Genomic DNA, 16,756 nt, shown 5'->3' with positions numbered 1-16,756 from the left:
AAGGAACGACCGTCATGACCGACATCGACTGGGACGAGCTGCGCCAGGTCGCCGCCGACGCGATGACGAAGGCGTACGCGCCGTACTCGCGCTACCGCGTGGGAGCGGCCGCCCTCGTCAGCGACGGACGCATCGTCGCGGGCTGCAACGTGGAGAACGCCTCGTACGGCGTCACGCTGTGTGCGGAGTGCGCGCTCGTCGGCGACCTGCACATGTCGGGCGGTGGGCAGCTCGTGGCGTTCGTGTGCGTCAACAACGACGGCGACACGATCATGCCGTGCGGCCGGTGCCGCCAGCTGCTGTACGAACACGCCGTGCCCGGCATGCTGCTGGAGACCGTCTCCGGCATCCGCACGATCGACGAGGTGCTGCCCGATGCGTTCGGGCCGCGCGACCTGGAGGACGCACGATGACCGTTGAGCCGTTCGACGCCGTGGATGTGATCCGCGCCAAGCGTGACGGCGGGGCGGTGCCGGAGCCGGCGCTGCGCTGGATGGTCGACGCGTACACGCGCGGCTACGTCTCGGACGCGCAGATGGCCTCGTTCGCGATGGCGGTGTTCCAGCGGGGCATGGAGCGCGACGAGATCCGCGTGCTGACCGACGCCATGATCGCCTCCGGCGAGCGGATGAGCTTCGCGACCCTCGGCAAGCCCACGGTCGACAAGCACTCCACGGGTGGTGTCGGCGACAAGATCACCCTGCCGCTCGCACCGCTGGTGGCCTCGTTCGGCGTGGCCGTTCCGCAGCTCAGCGGACGCGGCCTCGGTCACACCGGGGGCACGCTCGACAAGCTCGAGGCGATCCCCGGCTGGCGCGCCGCGCTCAGCAACGAGGAGATGTTCGCCCAGATGCAGGGCGACGTGGGAGCGGTGATCTGCGCCGCGGGTTCCGGCCTCGCCCCCGCCGACAAGAAGCTGTACGCGCTGCGCGACGTGACGGGGACGGTCGAGGCGATCCCGCTGATCGCGTCGAGCATCATGTCGAAGAAGATCGCCGAGGGCACCGACGCGCTCGTGCTCGACGTGAAGTTCGGCTCCGGCGCCTTCATGCAGGACATCGACCGCGCGCGGGAGCTCGCACGCACGATGGTCGCACTGGGCACCGACTCCGGCGTCGCCACGACCGCGCTGCTCACGGACATGAACGTGCCGCTGGGCCGCGCGATCGGCAACGCCAACGAGGTGCGCGAGTCCGTCGAGATCCTGGCGGGCGGAGGCCCGGCCGACGTGCGGGCACTGACCGTCGCCCTCGCCAGGGAGATGCTCGCCCTCGCCGGGCAGCCCGACGCCGACGTGGAGGCCGCTCTCGACGACGGCCGCGCGATGGACAGCTGGAAGGCCATGATCCGCGCGCAGGACGGCGACCCCGACGCCGCGCTCCCGGTCGCGAGGGAGACGCACGTCGTGACCGCCGCGTCCGACGGTGTCGTGACGCGCATGGACGCGCTGCCCTTCGGGATCGCCGCGTGGCGCCTCGGTGCCGGGCGGGCCAGGGCCGAGGATCCGGTCATCCACGAGGCCGGCATCGACCTGCACGCCAAGCCGGGCGACCGGGTGACCGCCGGGCAGCCGCTGTTCACCCTGTCCGCGGCCGACGAGGCACGGTTCCCCCGCGCGATCGAGGCGCTGGAGGGGGCGTGGGAGCTCGGCGACCGGGCCCCGGAGGCCGGGCCGATCGTCCGCGAGCACATCACGGCCTGAGGCCGCGGACGGTAGCCTGAAACCGAAGTCCCGCGACCGAGAGGATCCCCATGTCGATCGATGCGAACGGCGATGCCAGCCTGAACGGCGTCTCCCTGCGGAGCCTGCCCAAGGTGTCGTTGCACGACCACCTCGACGGGGCCGTGCGGCCGGCGACGATCATCGAACTCGCGGACGCCATCGGGCTCGACGTGCCGGAGAACGACCCGCGCGCGCTGGGCACCTGGTTCGCGAAGCAGAGCGACTCCGGCTCGCTGGTCGAATACCTGAAGACGTTCGACCTCACGACGGCCGTCATGCAGACGCGCGAGGGGCTCACCCGGGTCGCGCGCGAGTTCGTGCAGGATCTCGCGGCCGACGGCGTGATCTACGGAGAGGTGCGCTGGGCGCCCGAGCAGCACCAGGCCGCGGGGCTCACGCTGGAACAGGCCGTGGATGCCGTGCAGCAGGGCATCGAGGAGGGCGAGGACGCCGCCGACCGCAACGGTCGCAGCATCCGCATCGGCCAGCTGATCACCGCCATGCGGCACACCGACCGCGCCAGGGAGATCGCGGAGCTCGCGGTCGACTTCCGCGGCCGCGGTGCCGTGGGCTTCGACATCGCCGGGCCGGAGGACGGCTTCCCGCCGTCGAACCACCGCGCCGCGTTCGACTTCCTCGCCGAGAGCTTCTTCCCCGTGACCGTTCACGCGGGAGAGGCCGCCGGACTCGCATCGATCCGTTCGGCGCTGCTCGACGGGCGCGCGCTGCGGCTGGGTCACGGCGTGCGCATCGCGGAGGACCTGGAGGTCGTCACGCAGGAGGGCGACGAGGTGCAGGTGCGCTTCGGCGAGCTCGCCCGCTGGGTGCGCGACCGCGAGATCCCGCTCGAGCTGTCGCCGTCGTCGAACCTGCAGACCGGGGCCGTCGCGGCCTGGGGCAACGTGCTGGCCGACCACCCGTTCGACCTGCTCTACCAGCTGGGCTTCGCGGTCACCGTGAACGTGGACAACCGCACCATGAGCGCGACCTCGCTCACGCGGGAGCTGGCGCTGCTGGTGGAGACGTTCGACTACGACCTCGACGACCTCGAGACCTTCCAGTTCAACGCCGCGGCCGCCGCGTTCCTCCCCGTCGAGGAACGCGAGGAGCTCGTGGAGATGATCGCCGAGGGATTCGACGCCTGACCGTGGCTTCCGGGGGGAAGCGACGGGGGCGCGTCGCACTGATCATCTCGCTCGCCGCTGTGCTGCTGGTCGGGGGCGGCGCGGCGGCATACCTGCTGCTGAACCGGGGGGCGGCCGAGGCGGCACCGGCGCGGACGGAGTCGCCGCGCCCCGAGCCGTCGCCGTCGCCGACGCCGCTGACCGCGGTCGAGCAGCTGCTGGCCGACGCCGACAACCCGCTGGCGTGTGCCGTGAGCTTCGCCGGCGAGGGCGCCCCGGCGGATCCGCAGCTGCAGTGGCAGAACGGCCTGTACGTCGCGCTGCCGATCCCGGCCGTGGCGGGGAAGGTGTTCGCCGGGTGGTACCCGACGGCGGCAGACGCGGCAGCCTTCACTCCGGGGGCCCGCGTCAACGGCGCCGACCCCGTGGTGTGCGACGACCAGCGGATCGAGCTGTTCGCGGCCTGGAAGACCCCGGAGGAGAACGCGGCGGAGGGCACGCGCGTGCCGATCCTCATGTACCACCAGTTCACATCGAACCCGGACGGGGAGACGGGCTGGCTGCGCGGGAACTACGCCTACATCGGCGACTTCGACGCGCAGATGAACCACATCGCCACCACGGGCTTCTACCTGCCGACGTGGGACGAGCTCAGCGCGTTCATCGACGGCCGGCTGTTCCTGCCCGCGCGCTCGGTCATCATCACGGACGACGACGCCGACCAGAGCTGGTTCGACCTCGCCGTGCCCGTGATCGACAAGTACCGCCTGCTGTCGACCTCGTTCATGATCACGGCCTACCGGACCGATCCGCCCCCGTCGATCTACGTGCTGCGGCGCTCGCACACCAACGACATGCACCAGGCGGGGGAGAACGGCAAGGGGCGGATGGTGAACTGGACGGCCGATCAGATCGCCGCCGACCTCAACGCCTCGGGCGACGTGCTGGGCGTCCGCGAGGTCATGGCCTACCCCTTCGGACACTACAACGACACGGCGAAGCAGGGCGTGGCGCAGGCCGGCTTCGAGATGGCGCGGACGATCGAGCCCGGGTACGTGCAGATCGGTACGGACAAGCTCGCGCTTCCCGTGGTGCGCATCGACTACGGCATGGGGCTCGACGCCCTGGTGTCGCGGATCGGCTGACGCGTGGCCGCGGTCGTCATCGTCGGTCCCGCCGCCTGGAACAGGATCGTCGTGCTCGACCGGCTGCCGGAGCCGGAACCGCACATGCAGTTCGCCGAGGACAGCTGGGAGACGGTCGGCGGCACGAGTGCGGGCAAGGCGCTGAGCCTGACCGGGCTCGGGCGCGCGGTGGCGCTGCACGCGATCGCGGGGTCGGACGACGACGGCCGGCGGGTGCGCGACGCCCTGGCCGCGGCCGGAGTGCCCGTGCACTGGTCGGACGGCGTGACGGAGCGCCACCTGAACCTCATGACGAGGGCGGGGGAGCGCGTGTCGCTGTACCTGGCGACGCCGGAGGCGGGCGACGGGCGCGACGATGCGGCCCTGGCGGCAGAGCTGGCGGTGGCCGACGCGGTCGTGCTCGACCTGGCCGCTGAACCGTTGCGCCTGCTCCCGCTGGCACGGCGGAGCGGCACGCCGCTCTGGGTGGACGTGCACGACTACGACGGCACGGCCGCGTTCCACCGGCCGTTCCTCGCCGCCGCGCATGCCGTGTTCTGCAACGCCGACCGCCTGGACTCTCCGGTGGAGTTCCTGCGGGCCACGGTCGACGCGGGTGCCCAGCTCGCGGTGTGCACGCTCGGCGCGGACGGCGCGGTGGCGATCGATGCGGACGGGACCGAGGTGCGCGTGCGCGCGGTGCCCACCACGGTCGTCGACACCAACGGCGCAGGCGACGCGTTCCTCGCCGGCGTGCTGGACGCCCGACTGGGCGGAGCCGGGCTCGCCGCCGCGCTGGAGGCCGGGGCGCGGACGGCGTCGCTCGTGCTCGGCACCCGGCACCTGCACCCGCTGCTCGACCCCGTCCTCGGCTGAGAGGTGCCGGTCAGCGGGGGACCGACAGCAGGAACCCGCCCACGATGTCGGTGAGCTGCGCGCGCATCTCCTCCTCGGACAGGGTCGGCTCGCCGTCGCCCGCCTGTGGCCCGTAATCGCCGAACGAGGCATGAGAGGCGCCGTCGATCTCGACGAGTTCGGCGTCGGCCGGGAGCATCGGCCGCGCATCGGCGATCTTCTCCGGAGTGGACAGGCCGTCCTCGCTCCCGGCCACGCTGAGCACCGGGAGCTCGGAATCGGACAGGTCGTTCGCGCAGTACGACGCGAACAGCACCAGAGCATCGGCGGCGGTGGCGAGCTGGCAGGCGCGGACGCCGCCCAGGGAGTGGCCGCCGACGGCCCAGGACTCGACATCGGGCGCCGCGGACGTGAAGTCGTCCAGGCCGCGGGGGTCGAAGAACGCGAGGTTCAACCACGGCCGGGTGATGACGACCGTGATGCCCTCCTCGGCGAGGCCCTGGAGCGGGGCCGCATAGGCCCACGGATCGACCTTGGCGCCCGGGATGAACACCAGGCCCCGTTCGGAGTCGCCGTCGGCGGGTTCCAGCACGATGCCTTCGTCGGCGTCGGTCACGGTGATCGCCGAATTGTCACGGACCTCGGCGAGCGGACCCGGTTCGGCCGGCATGACCCCGATCTGGGTGTAGGCGAGCACACCGCCGATCGCGAGGACCAGCACGATGGCCAGAGCCCACAGGACACGTCTCAGGATGCGGCGGCGGGGCTTCTTCTGCACGGAGGCAACGCTACTCCCGTCGGCGGGAGACGGAGGGGTGCGTGGCCAGGTACTCCTCGAACGCCTCCGCCGAGGTGCGCGTGGGCGTGAAGCCGAAATCCTCGATGAGTCGGCGGTTGGACAGCACGGGCCGCCAGCGCAGGAACGGCACCTTCTCCGGCCCGTGCTCGGTGAGCCGGAGCATCCGTCCCAGGCGGAGCGCCGCGTCCAGTGCCCACGCGGGGACCACGAGCTGTCGCTTGCCGAGCCGCGCGGCGATCTGCGGCACCGTGAGACGCCCGTCTCCGGCGACGTTGAACACCCCCGCCGGTCCGTCGGTCGCCGCCCGCACCATCGCCGTCGCGACGTCGTCGACCCAGACGAACACGAAGGGGGAGTCGGAGCCCGCGATGCGCAGGATGCGCCGCCCGTCCCAGAGCGCGGTGATCTGATTCCGCACGGTCGGACCGAGGATCGTCCCGATGCGGAACACGACCTGCTCGAGTCCGGGGTGCTCGCTCCGGCAGTCGGACAGCATCTCCTCGACCAGCCGTTTGTGGCGCGCGTACGGGAACGCGTCGTTGCCGCGCAGAGGCGTGCTCTCGTCGATCCAGGCAGGGTTGTCGGGGTGGTAGCCGTACGCGGCACCCGAGCTCGACACGACGATCCGGCGGACGCCGGTCTCGACGCACGCGGCGAGCACATTCGCGGAGCCGATCACATCGACCCGGTACTCCCGGTCGACGTCGCGACCCGGGTTCACGATCGCGGCGAGGTGCACCACGGTGTCGATCCGGTGGGCGCGCAGCAGGGGCGCGACGGCTGCGGCATCGGTCACGTCGAGCAGCGCGTTCACGACGCCGTCCCGCGCGGGGGTGTCCCGCACATCCGCGGCTACGACCAGCTCCACGTCGTCACGGCGCGCGAGGGCGCTCGCGACGTGCGTGCCGAGGAAACCCGCACCGCCCGTGATCAGCACCCGCCGCATCAGGCCGCCTCGATGCTCATGCGACCACTCGCATCGCCGTGGGGGCTTCCGGTCCGCCGTCGGGTGTGCCGCGCCCACAGTCCGGCGAGCACGAGTCCGGCGATGATGTCCCAGATGCCCCACCAGCCCGCCACGATGGCCATGCCGCCCAGCCCGTCGAAGAACAGGAAGACCAGGCCCAGGCCGAGCCCGGCGTTGCGGATGCCCACCTCGAAGGTCATGGCCTTGCGCTCGCGGGTGCCCAGTCCGCCGACCACGGCCGTGCCGTAACCGAGGGCCAGCGCGACCGCATCGTGCACGGCGACCACCAGGAGGATGATGCCGAGCACCTGCATGAACACCGTCCAGTTGCCGACCAGGGCGGCCACGATGAAGCCCAGCAGTGCGAGCAGGCTGAACCACTTCACGAAGGGCTGCACGCGCGCGCTCACCCCCGGCAGCTTCGCCCGCAGCAGCAGCCCGAGGGCGAACGGGAGACCGACGATCAGCAGGATCTCGAGCAGCATGCGCCACGGGTCGAGCGAGATGTCGCGCAGCAGCGTGCGCGCGGTCGGGTGCAGCGACCCCCAGAACGTGATGCTCAGCGGCATCGCGACGATGTAGACCAGGTTGCCGACCGCCGTGAGCGACACGGACAGCGCGACGTTGCCGCCCGCGCGATGCGTGAGCACCTGCGAGATGTTGCCGGGCGGACAGCACGCGACCAGCAGCATCCCCAACGCCATCGACGGCGGGACGGGCAGCACCAGCGTGAGCAGGAACGTCGCGACGGGGAGCAGCAGGAGCTGGGCGAGGATCGCGATCGCGAACGGCTTCGGGTGCTTCGCCACGACGCGGAAGTCCTGCGGTGACGTGTCCAGCGCGATGCCGAACATGATCAGGCCGAGCACCACGTTGAGGATCGTGAGCGTGCCGGGGGTGAAGGAGAGCACCACGTCGTCGACGTTCACGCCCCGGCCTCCAGCGACTGCCGCTCCTGCCGGACCGCGCGGCGATAGGCGTCCTTGTTCACGTAGTAGGCCATCCGGTCGAGGCCGAGGTAGTGGTAGCCGCCGGTCACGTCCGGCCACGGGGCCCCGGTCACCCGCTCGCGGAATCGCGCGCCGCGCTCGGGAGCCGTCTCCACCGCGTGCAGGTAGGAGGCGAGGAGCTCGGCCTGCTCGTAGCGCCCCTGCCACCCGATCCCCGACGCCTCGATCATGCCCATCACGAACAGCCCGTTGAAGGAGGAGGGGAACACGTTCAGGAACAGCCTCGGGGCCGCCCCGCGCCAGTGCAGGTGCTCCGGATCGACGAACGGGTAGTCGAGGCGGTAGCCGGTGGCGAGCAGGACCAGGTCGTAGTCGTCCGCGCTCCCGTCGCGGAAGTGCACCGTGGAGCCGTCGAAGCGGTCGATGTCGGGTCGGATGCGCAGGTCGCCCTGGCCGAGGTGGTTCAGGACGAGCGTGTTCACGATCGGGTGCGACTCGTACAGCCGGTAGTCGGGCCGGGGGAAGCCGAACCGTACCGGATCGCCCGTGAACGCCCGCAGCACCCGGGTGTCGATCGCCTGCTTGAGCCGGGCGGGCAGCGGTCGGCCCTGGTTGAGCGTGTCGCTGGGACGCCCGAACAGGTAGCGCGGCACGAAGTAGTAGCCGCGGCGCACGCTCATGTCGACCGACGCCGCATGGTGCACGGCGTCGACGGCGATGTCGCACCCCGAGTTGCCCGCGCCGATCAGCAGAACGCGCTTCCCCGCGAGCTGCTGCGGCGACCGGTACGCGCTGGTGTGCTGCAGCTCGCCCGTGAACGCACCGCGGAACGAGGGGACGTTCGGCGTGGCGAGCGTGCCGTTCGCGAGCACCACGCCCGCGTACCACCGGGTGTGCTCGCCGTCCGGTCCCGTGGCGGTGAGGTCCCAGCCGCCGTCGCGGGGTTCGAGCCTGGTCACGGCCGTGTCGAAGCGGAACAGCCCTGTCAGGCCGAAGTGCTCGGCGTAGTCGGTGAAGTACTCCTTGAGCACGCGGTGCCCCGGGTAGTCCGCGGTGGTCCGCATCGGGAACTCCGCGAACTCGGTCGTGGTGCGCGAGGAGATCAGGTGCGCGGACTCGTACATGGTGCTGCGCGGGTTGTCGATGTCCCACAGGCCGCCGACGCCGTGCGACGCCTCGTACCCGTCCACGGCGATGCCGCGCTTCTGCAGCGCTCTGGCTGCTGCCAGGCCCGACGGCCCCGCGCCGATCACGGCGTATCTGTTCATCCCGCTCCCCGCACGTCGCTGTGCTCGAAAAAACGCCCCCGCGCACCGATCGTAGCGGTGCGCGGGGGCGCGTCGTGGACGGTCGCCGCGGCGGGATCAGGTGTCGCGCAGGACGGCCTGCCGGGCGGCGACGGCCTCGCGCACCGCGTCGTACAGCGGGTGTTCGGGGTCGAGTCCGGTGGCGCGGGTCGTGAACGCTCCGGCGTCCTCGCTGCGCAGGAGCGCCTGGAGCTCGACGGACTGCTCATCCGCGGGGTCGTCGAACTCGAGAGCGGCGGCGACGGCGGCCACCAGGGCCCCGGTCGGCAGCCCGCGCTCCGCGGCCATCGCGGCGGGGCCGATGAAACGCTCGTGGCGGGAGATCTTACGCAGCGGCTGCCGCCCAACGCGCTGCACCGTGTCGACCAGTTCCGGGTTGCGGAACCGGTCGAGGATCGTGGCGCGGTACGCGGCGAGCTCGGCCGGATCGAGACCGTGCACCGCCGCGAGCACGGCCGATGTCTCCTGCAGTGCCGCGGACACCCGGGCGGCGATGTCGGGGTCGGCCAGCGCGTCCGAGATGCGCTCGATGCCCGCGCGAGCGCCGAAGTACGCGGTCGCGGCGTGTCCCGTGTTCACCGTGAACAGCTTGCGCTCGATGTACGGCGCGAGGTCCGCGACGAAGTGCGCCCCCGGGATGTGCGGCGGCGCGTCCCCGAACGGCCCCGACTCGATGGCCCACTCCACGTACGGCTCCACCGTGACGTCGACGCCCGCGCCCTCGGGCTGCGCGGGCACGATGCGGTCCACCGCGGTGTTCGCGAACACCGCGCGCGACAGCAGGGCCTCGGCGTCGGACCCGGCGGCCGCGGCGACCTCGGCGCGCAGCTGGTCGGTGGCGCCGATCGCGTTCTCGCACGCCATGACCTGCAGCGGCGCGGCCGAGGGGGAGCGGAGCGCGAGCCCCGCGACGATCGACGGCGCCACGAAGCGCAGCACCGTCGGTCCCACGGCCGTGGTGACGACGTCCGCGGTCGCCACCTCCTCCGCGACGGCATCGGGGTCGGTGCGGCTGTTCACCGCGCGGAACCCGGTGACGACGTGATCGGTCCCCCCGGGGCCGGCCTCGTGCACGGTGTACTCGTCGACCGCGTTGATGGCGTCGACGAGAGCCCCGGCGACATCCGAGAACACGACCTCGTACCCGCCCTCGTGCAGCAGCAGGCCGACGAATCCGCGCCCGATGTTGCCGGCCCCGAAGTGGACCGCCTTCATGCCTCGTTCACCTCCGACAGGAGCGTGTAGAGCTCCTCCGGGGTGTGCGCCGCGGCGAGCTTCGCGACGTCGTCCTCGTCCGAGAACAGGATCGCGATGCGCGACAGGATCTCCAGGTGCTCGTCCCCGACACCGGCGATGCCGATGACGAAGGTCGCCTGCTCGCCGTCCCAGTCGACGCCGCCGTCGTAGCGCACGACCGAGAGGGCCGAGGCCAGGATGGCGTCCTTCGCGTCGTTGGTGCCGTGCGGGATCGCGAGCCCGTTGCCCATGTAGGTCGACACGGTCTGCTCGCGCTGCCGCATCGCGTCGACGTAGGCGGGGGTGACCGCTCCGGCGGCGACGAGGATGTCCGTCGCCTCCTGGAGGGCGTCGTCCCGCGTCGCACCCGACGGGTGGATCCGGATCTGCTCGAGGGTGAGCACGCTCATTCTTCGTCCTTTCGCTGTTCCCTGACCATCTCGACGACCTCTTCGTACTTCGGCGAGTTCATGAAGTTGTCGACGGAGACGTGGATGGAGTTCGGCGACTTCGTCTGCGCCCGCTCCGTGAGCTGCTGCTGCGTGATCACCAGGTCGGCGGTGCCGTCGAGGTTGGCGATCGCCGCGTTGGTCACGGTGACGCCCTCGATCCCGGCCTTCTTGATCTTGTTGCGGAGCACGCTGGCGCCCATGGCCGAGGAGCCCATGCCGGCGTCGCACGCGAACACGATCGTGGAGATCGGCCGGTCGGCGACCGCGGTCGCGGGCGCCTCGGTCGCGGCGGTGGCTGTCGCAGCGCCCGACGAGGTGCGCAGCGCGTCCATCGCGGCGGACGACTTGCCCTTGTTCGCCTCGGTCTGCGCGATCGCCGCACCGAACGTGTCGCCCTCCGCCGCGAGGTCGCGCTTGCGCGAGGCCCGCAGGATCACGGCGGTGAGCAGGAACGTGACGGCGGCAGCAAGGATGACGGACAGGTAGACCACGAGCAGGTTCGCGACGCCGGGGCCGATCGCCGCGGCGGTCACCGCGATGATGCTGCCGGGCGCCGCCGGGAAGGCCAGGCCTCCGCCGAGGAGCATGTTCGTGGTGACACCGGTCGCTCCACCCGCGATCAGGGCGAGGATCGTCGCCGGCTTGCTCAGCGCGTACGGGAAGTAGATCTCGTGGATGCCGCCGAAGAACTGGATGATCGCGGCACCGGGCGCGGACGCCCGCGCGGCACCGACCCCGAAGAAGCTGAACGCCAGCAGCAGGCCGATGCCCGGACCGGGGTTCGCCTCGATGAGGAACAGGATCGACTTGCCGGTCTCGGTCGCCTGCTCGATGCCGAGCGGGGTGAACACGCCGTGGTTGATGGCGTTGTTGAGGAACAGCACCTTCGCGGGCTCGACGATGATCGACACCAGCGGCAGCAGGTTCAGCCCGACGAGCCAGTCGACGGCGGCGCCCAGCGCGGTGCTGATGCCGAGCATGACCGGTCCGAACGCGAAGAAGCCGACGATCGCGAGGATCATGCCGAGGATGCCCGCCGAGAAGTTGTTCACGAGCATCTCGAACCCGGGGCGGATCTTGCCGTCCCACAGGCGATCCATCTGCTTCGTGAGCCATGCGGCGATCGGTCCCATGATCATGGCGCCGAGGAACATCGGGATGTTCGTGCCGACGATCACGCCGACCGTGGCGATCGTGGCCACGACGCCACCGCGCTCGCCGTAGACCAGGCGGCCCGCGGTGTTGGCGATCAGCAGCGGCAGCAGGTAGGTGACCATCGGGCCGACCAGCCCGACGTACGCCAGGATGTTGCCGCCGTCACCCTCGGCCACCGCGGTCATGGCACCCTGCCAGCCGATCACGGCCGAGTCGCCGCCGCCGCCGATGATCTCGGCGACCCCGGCCCAGTGCCAGCCGAAGGGGCTGTCCGCGCCGAAGAAGCCGGCGGGGATGAAGAGCATCGTGATGAAGCCCCAGGCGATGAAGGCCGCGATGTTCGGCATGATCATGCCCGAGAGGAAGGTGCCGAAGCGCTGGACACCCAGGCGGAGGCCGCCGGGTCTCGTGGCGGCAGGTGACGTCGTCGTCATGATGTCGTCTCTTTCTGGTGAGGGGGGAGTGCCGCGGCGAGGGTCGCCACGGCGGTTCGGGCGGAGGAGGCGTCGTCGGCGTCCAGCGCGGCTTCCGCCAGGCTGAGCGCGTCGGATGCGGTGCGTTCGGAGAGGGCGCGGCGCACGTCGGCCAACGCGGACGGCGCCATCGAGAGACTGGTCGCCCCGAGACCCACGAGCACGACGGCGAGGAGGGGGTCGGCCGCGGCCTCCCCGCAGATCCCCACGGGCTTGCCGAGACGGGCACCGGCCGCGCCGACCTCGCGCACCAGGCGGAGCACCGCGGGGTGCCACGGGTCCTGGAACGACGCGACCGAGCCGAGCAGGCGGTCGGCGGCCATCGTGTACTGCGTGAGGTCGTTGGTGCCGATCGAGGCGAAGTCCGCGTGGGCGAGCACCCGGTCGGCCAGCAGGGCGCTGGACGGGACCTCGACCATGACCCCGGCGGTCTTCAGCCCGTACTCGCGTGCGAGTCCCGTGAAGTACACGGTCTCCTCGACCGTCGCGACCATGGGCGCCATGACCCACAGGTCGGCGTCGGTCTCGGCGTCGGCTTCCGCGAGCGCCGTGAGCTGCTCGCGCAGGATGTCCTCGCTCGCCCTCAGCGCCCGGAGGCCGCGGAGCCCCAGGGCCGGGTTCTCCTCGTGCGCGTCGTTGAGGAAGGCCAGGGGCTTGTCGGCGCCCGCGTCGAGCATGCGCACCACGACCTTCCGGCCGGGGAACGCCGCCAGGAGCTCGCGGTACGACTCGCGCTGCTGCGCCACCGTCGGGGCCTGGGACGCCGAGAGGAACAGGAACTCGGTGCGGAACAGCCCGACGCCCTCGGCCCCCCGAGCGACCGCATCGGCGGCGTCCGCAGGCTTCCCCAGGTTCGCCAGCAGCGCGATGGGCGTGCCGTCGGCGAGGGCGCCGGGAGTGGCTGGTGCATCGACGGCCGAGCGTCGGGCCGCGGCGCGCTCGGCGGCACGGGCCAGGGCCTCGGTGCTGGGCTCGCGGGTCACGACCCCGGCTGCGGCGTCGACGATCACGGTCTCGCCCGTGGTGAGGGCGGTGCCCTCGGACGCCCCGACGATCGCGACGATGCCCTTCTCGCGGGCGAGGATCGCGGTGTGCGACGTGGGGCCGCCGTCCGTGGTGATGAGCGCGAGCACCTGGTCGAGGTCGAGCAGCGCGGTGTCCGCCGGGGCGAGGTCGCGCGCGACCAGCACGAACGGGTGCCCGGGGTTCGGCACGCCGGGGGCGTCGACCCCGCGCAGGCGGGCGAGCACGCGCTGGGCGATGTCGTCGAGGTCGGCGGCGCGCTCCCCGAGGTAGCCGCCCACGGCCTCCAGCGTCGCGCGGAACCCGGCGAACGCGTCGTGCACGGCCCACTCCGCGGTGGCGCCGCCGTCGATGCGGGCATCCACCTCGTCCTGCAGCGTCGGGTCCTCGGCGATCATGGCCTGCGCCTCGAGCACCTCCTGCGCCGCTCCTCCGGCGGCCTCGCCGCGCGCGGTCAGCTCGCGCGCCACCGTGGCGACGGCCTCGCGGGCTCGCGCGCGCTCGGCATCGGCGCCCGCGGTGCTGGGCGAGTCGTCCGGCGCCGGCAGTGCCTCGGTCATCCGGACGACCGGTCCCTGGGCGACGCCGAGGCCGATTCCCACCCCGCGCAGCTCGCTCATCCGGCCGCGTCCTGATCGTGATCGGTGGTCAGCAGCTCCGTGAGCGTGTCCAGCACGTCCTCCGCGCCGTCGCCCTCGGCCGTGAGCGTGACGTAGTCGCCGTGCTCGACCGCGAGCGCGATGACGCCGAGGATGCTGGCGGCGTTGACCGGCTTGCCGGAGTCCTTCGCGATGGTCACGGCGAGACCGGAATCCTTGGCCGCCTGCGCGAAGATCTTCGCGGGGCGGGCGTGCAGGCCGTGCGAGGAGCCGATCCGGACGGTGCGAGTGGCGGTCATGGTGTTCCTTTCGGTGTCTCGCCGGCGTCGGCGAGGATCGAGCGGGCGAGCCGGAGGGTGCGGCTGCCGTCGCGGTCGGCGAAGACGTCGTCGGGCAGCAGCGCCACGGGGCCGTCGGCGACGCGGCGGATGTCGGCGAGCCGGTCGCCGAGGTGCGGGCCGATGAGCACGAGGTCGTGGCGCCCTGCGGCGACGGAGCTCTCCGTTCCGGCCGCCGCATCCCAGTCCAGGCCGACGGACTCCGCCGCCCTGCGCAACCGCTGCGCGACGAACGTGCTCGACGCGCCAGCGCCGCACACCACGAGGATCCTCATCGATGCCGCCTTTCCTGAGAACAGTCTGAGAACGCGGAGCGGGGTCGCGCCAACACGTTCCTTTCCGCCCCTGCGGAACCTCGGTTTCCGCGCGCCCCGCCCGTCGGGCTGACATCATGGAGACACGTCGGACAGTGCGGTCAGCACGCCAGAGCAGGGGGAGTCATGTCGCGCCAGCGCCAGGATCAGCTCCTCGCGCTGCTGCTGCGGCAGGAGGGCTGGGCGACCGCCGGGAGCCTGGCCGACCTCCTCGGCGTGACCCCGCGGAGCATCCGGTCGTACGTCGCCGCCCTCAACGCCCGCACGCCCGGCGCGGCCGTGGTGGAGTCGGGACCCGCCGGCTATCGCGCGGGGTCGGGCGCCCGGGGCGCGCAACGGGTGCGCCAGGGCCGCGAGGCCACGCCCCGCGACCGGTTGCACGCGCTCGTGCGCATGCTGCTCGACGCGCCGGAGGGCGTCGACGTATTCGACGCCGCCGACGAGCTGCACGTGAGCGAGGCCACCCTGGAGGCCGACCTCGTGCGCGTGCGCGGTCTGCTCGACGGCACCGACCTCACCCTCGACCGCTCGCGCGAGATCGTGCGGCTGCGTGGCGACGAGGCGGCCCAGCGGCGGCTGCTCAGCCGGCTCGCGCACGACGAGATGGACGATGCGTCCTTCCACCCGGAGGTGTTCCGCCGCGCGCTGTCCGGCACGGCGGTCGATCCGCGGGCGGTCGCGCCCTTCAAGTCGGCCCTGGTGGGGGAGCTCGGACAGCTCGGCTACTACGTCAACGAGCTCGCGATCGCCGACGTGCTGCTGCACATCGCGATCGCCGCGGAGCGGGTGGCCGCCGGGCGGTCACTCGACACGCCGCCGACCGGGGCCAGGCCCGAGATCCCTCGCGTGGGCGCGGTGATCGCGCGTCTCGCCGCCGAGCACTTCGGCGTGATGCTCGGCGAGGGCGACAGCGCCCACCTCGCGTCCCTCGTGCTCACACGCATCGTGGCGCCGGGCGGCGACGAGACCCGCGAGGTCGCGCGCAGCGGAGTGGCGCCGGAGGTCGACGCGGCCGTGCGGGCCGAGATCGCCAGGGCCGCGGACGACTTCCAGGTCGACCTGGTCGACGAGACGTTCGTGCTGCGGCTCGCGCTGCACGTGCAGAACCTGCGGCGACGGGCGGAGGAGAGCGCCCTCACGCGCAACCCGCTCACGCGGTCGCTCAAGACCACCTATCCGATGATCTTCGAGGTGGCGGTGTCGATCGCGAGCGGGCTGCACGACCGCCTCGGCACCCCCGTCCACGACGACGAGATCGCCTACATCGCGATGCACGTCGGCGGGCGTCTCGAGCGCAGCCGCAAGGCCGAGTCGATCCTCACGGCGACGATCGTGTGCCCCGGCTATTACGAGCTGCACGAGCTGCTGCGGTCGAGCGTCGACCGCTCCCTCGGCTCCGCGATCGAGGTCACGAGCGTCGTCACGAACGTCGACCCCGACTGGGCGTCGTTCGACACCGACCTGGTGCTCAGCACGATCGAGCCCGGCTCACCCGGTGAGCGGTTCGTGCGCATCCAGCCGTTCCTCACCGACGCCGACGTCGACCGCGTGCAGCAGGCCGCGGCCCGCGTCCGCCGCGGCCGGCGTCTCACGCGGCTGCGGGCCGAGCTGGCGCGCTACTTCCTGCACGACGCCTACGTCTTCCCGCTGCCCGATGCGGGGGAGGAGGAGATCATCCGGCTCCTCGGCGCGCGGCTGGTGGCGGCCGGACTGATCGGCGACGACTACGTGGAGAACACGATCGTGCGCGAACGCCTGTCGTCCACGGCGTTCACCGACGCGCTCGCCGTGCCGCACGCGCTGCAGATGACGGCCACCCGCACCGCGATCGCGATCGGGGTCGCCGAGGGGTCCGCGGCCTGGGGCGATGCCCGCGTGCAGGTCGTCGCGCTCGCCGCGTTCAGCGAGGGCGACCGCGCGGCCTTCCAGACCGTGTTCGAGCAGCTCGTCGAGGTGTTCAGCGAGCGCGACAGCGTGCAGCGCATCGTGCGGCGCGGCACCACGTTCGAGGCGTTCCTCGACGAGCTGGTGGCGGTGATCGACGGCTGAGCTCAGCCCCGCGGTGCGAGCACGTCGGCGAGCCGGTCCAGCAGCGTCTCCGCGGCGGGGGATGCCGCCGTCTCCAGCACGACGGCATCGCCCGGCACGATCGCGAGGTCCATGACCGCCAGCACGCTGCTCAGGTCGACGGTCGTCCCGTCGGCGGTGCGCAGCGTCACCGGGCGGTCGTGCGCCTGCACGAGTCTGACGATCTCGGCGACCGGGCGCGCGTGCACGCCGTTGTGCGCGCTCACGACGACGGTCCGCTCGGGCATGG

The 16,756-nt window shown here is 72.1% G+C and carries 17 protein-coding genes; 6 read left to right on the top strand and 11 right to left on the bottom strand.

Annotated features, from left to right (window positions below; all coding sequences use genetic code 11):
- Positions 1 to 14: 14 nt before the first annotated feature.
- The 5 genes from ACWGQ1_RS09515 to ACWGQ1_RS09495 are packed head-to-tail and all read left to right on the top strand — an operon-like array spanning position 15 to position 4,847.
- Complete coding sequence (locus ACWGQ1_RS09515; RefSeq protein ID WP_136030366.1) at positions 15 to 413, top strand: cytidine deaminase; 399 nt, start codon at positions 15 to 17, stop codon at positions 411 to 413.
- Entirely contained in the window at positions 410 to 1,702 is a 1,293-nt protein-coding gene (locus ACWGQ1_RS09510; RefSeq protein ID WP_452312850.1) for a thymidine phosphorylase, read from the top strand. The genes ACWGQ1_RS09515 and ACWGQ1_RS09510 overlap by 4 nt, the downstream gene beginning before the upstream one ends.
- A 50-nt stretch (positions 1,703 to 1,752) precedes the next feature.
- Positions 1,753 to 2,868: an adenosine deaminase gene (locus tag ACWGQ1_RS09505; RefSeq protein ID WP_452312849.1), complete on the top strand. Its 1,116-nt coding sequence runs from the start codon at positions 1,753 to 1,755 to the stop codon at positions 2,866 to 2,868.
- A gap of 2 nt (positions 2,869 to 2,870) precedes the next feature.
- Positions 2,871 to 3,992 (top strand): polysaccharide deacetylase family protein, encoded by a 1,122-nt coding sequence (locus ACWGQ1_RS09500; protein ID WP_452312848.1) that lies wholly within the window; start codon positions 2,871 to 2,873, stop codon positions 3,990 to 3,992.
- A 3-nt stretch (positions 3,993 to 3,995) separates the two neighbouring features.
- Positions 3,996 to 4,847: a carbohydrate kinase family protein gene (locus tag ACWGQ1_RS09495; protein WP_240744532.1), complete on the top strand. Its 852-nt coding sequence runs from the start codon at positions 3,996 to 3,998 to the stop codon at positions 4,845 to 4,847.
- A 10-nt stretch (positions 4,848 to 4,857) separates the two neighbouring features.
- Here ACWGQ1_RS09495 and ACWGQ1_RS09490 read toward each other — a convergent pair whose 3' ends face one another.
- From ACWGQ1_RS09490 to ACWGQ1_RS09445, 10 genes are all read right to left on the bottom strand, one after another.
- Positions 4,858 to 5,604, bottom strand: coding sequence for an alpha/beta hydrolase (locus ACWGQ1_RS09490; protein ID WP_247639045.1), 747 nt, complete (start codon positions 5,602 to 5,604; stop codon positions 4,858 to 4,860).
- A gap of 10 nt (positions 5,605 to 5,614) precedes the next feature.
- Entirely contained in the window at positions 5,615 to 6,571 is a 957-nt protein-coding gene (locus tag ACWGQ1_RS09485; RefSeq protein ID WP_452312847.1) for an NAD-dependent epimerase/dehydratase family protein, read from the bottom strand.
- Positions 6,571 to 7,521 (bottom strand): bile acid:sodium symporter family protein, encoded by a 951-nt coding sequence (locus ACWGQ1_RS09480; RefSeq protein WP_378803918.1) that lies wholly within the window; start codon positions 7,519 to 7,521, stop codon positions 6,571 to 6,573. Before ACWGQ1_RS09480 ends, ACWGQ1_RS09485 begins: the two co-directional genes overlap by 1 nt.
- Entirely contained in the window at positions 7,518 to 8,810 is a 1,293-nt protein-coding gene (locus ACWGQ1_RS09475) for a flavin-containing monooxygenase (RefSeq protein WP_136035781.1), read from the bottom strand. Before ACWGQ1_RS09475 ends, ACWGQ1_RS09480 begins: the two co-directional genes overlap by 4 nt.
- 96 nt (positions 8,811 to 8,906) lie before the next feature.
- A complete protein-coding gene (locus ACWGQ1_RS09470; protein WP_452312846.1) occupies positions 8,907 to 10,064 on the bottom strand; it encodes a mannitol-1-phosphate 5-dehydrogenase in 1,158 nt (385 codons plus the stop codon).
- Positions 10,061 to 10,495, bottom strand: coding sequence for a PTS sugar transporter subunit IIA (locus ACWGQ1_RS09465; RefSeq protein ID WP_452312845.1), 435 nt, complete (start codon positions 10,493 to 10,495; stop codon positions 10,061 to 10,063). Before ACWGQ1_RS09465 ends, ACWGQ1_RS09470 begins: the two co-directional genes overlap by 4 nt.
- A complete protein-coding gene (locus tag ACWGQ1_RS09460; protein ID WP_136030346.1) occupies positions 10,492 to 12,126 on the bottom strand; it encodes a PTS mannitol transporter subunit IICB in 1,635 nt (544 codons plus the stop codon). The genes ACWGQ1_RS09465 and ACWGQ1_RS09460 overlap by 4 nt, the downstream gene beginning before the upstream one ends.
- On the bottom strand, positions 12,123 to 13,808 hold the full coding sequence (gene ptsP / locus ACWGQ1_RS09455; RefSeq protein ID WP_247639043.1) for a phosphoenolpyruvate--protein phosphotransferase: 1,686 nt from the start codon (positions 13,806 to 13,808) through the stop codon (positions 12,123 to 12,125). Before ptsP ends, ACWGQ1_RS09460 begins: the two co-directional genes overlap by 4 nt.
- Positions 13,805 to 14,086: an HPr family phosphocarrier protein gene (locus ACWGQ1_RS09450; protein ID WP_136030342.1), complete on the bottom strand. Its 282-nt coding sequence runs from the start codon at positions 14,084 to 14,086 to the stop codon at positions 13,805 to 13,807. Before ACWGQ1_RS09450 ends, ptsP begins: the two co-directional genes overlap by 4 nt.
- Entirely contained in the window at positions 14,083 to 14,400 is a 318-nt protein-coding gene (locus ACWGQ1_RS09445) for a PTS sugar transporter subunit IIB (RefSeq protein WP_136030339.1), read from the bottom strand. The genes ACWGQ1_RS09450 and ACWGQ1_RS09445 overlap by 4 nt, the downstream gene beginning before the upstream one ends.
- A 165-nt stretch (positions 14,401 to 14,565) precedes the next feature.
- Between ACWGQ1_RS09445 and ACWGQ1_RS09440 the strand changes: the two genes are divergently transcribed.
- Positions 14,566 to 16,488 (top strand): BglG family transcription antiterminator, encoded by a 1,923-nt coding sequence (locus ACWGQ1_RS09440; protein ID WP_136030337.1) that lies wholly within the window; start codon positions 14,566 to 14,568, stop codon positions 16,486 to 16,488.
- Between the two features lie 2 nt (positions 16,489 to 16,490).
- Here ACWGQ1_RS09440 and ACWGQ1_RS09435 read toward each other — a convergent pair whose 3' ends face one another.
- Positions 16,491 to 16,754, bottom strand: coding sequence for an HPr family phosphocarrier protein (locus ACWGQ1_RS09435; RefSeq protein WP_136030335.1), 264 nt, complete (start codon positions 16,752 to 16,754; stop codon positions 16,491 to 16,493).
- Positions 16,755 to 16,756 lie beyond the last annotated feature (2 nt).

This window comes from Microbacterium sp. NPDC055599 (assembly GCF_053618975.1).
The sequence above is the reverse complement of the archived record's forward strand: the minus strand, read 5'-3'. Positions and strand labels throughout refer to the sequence as shown.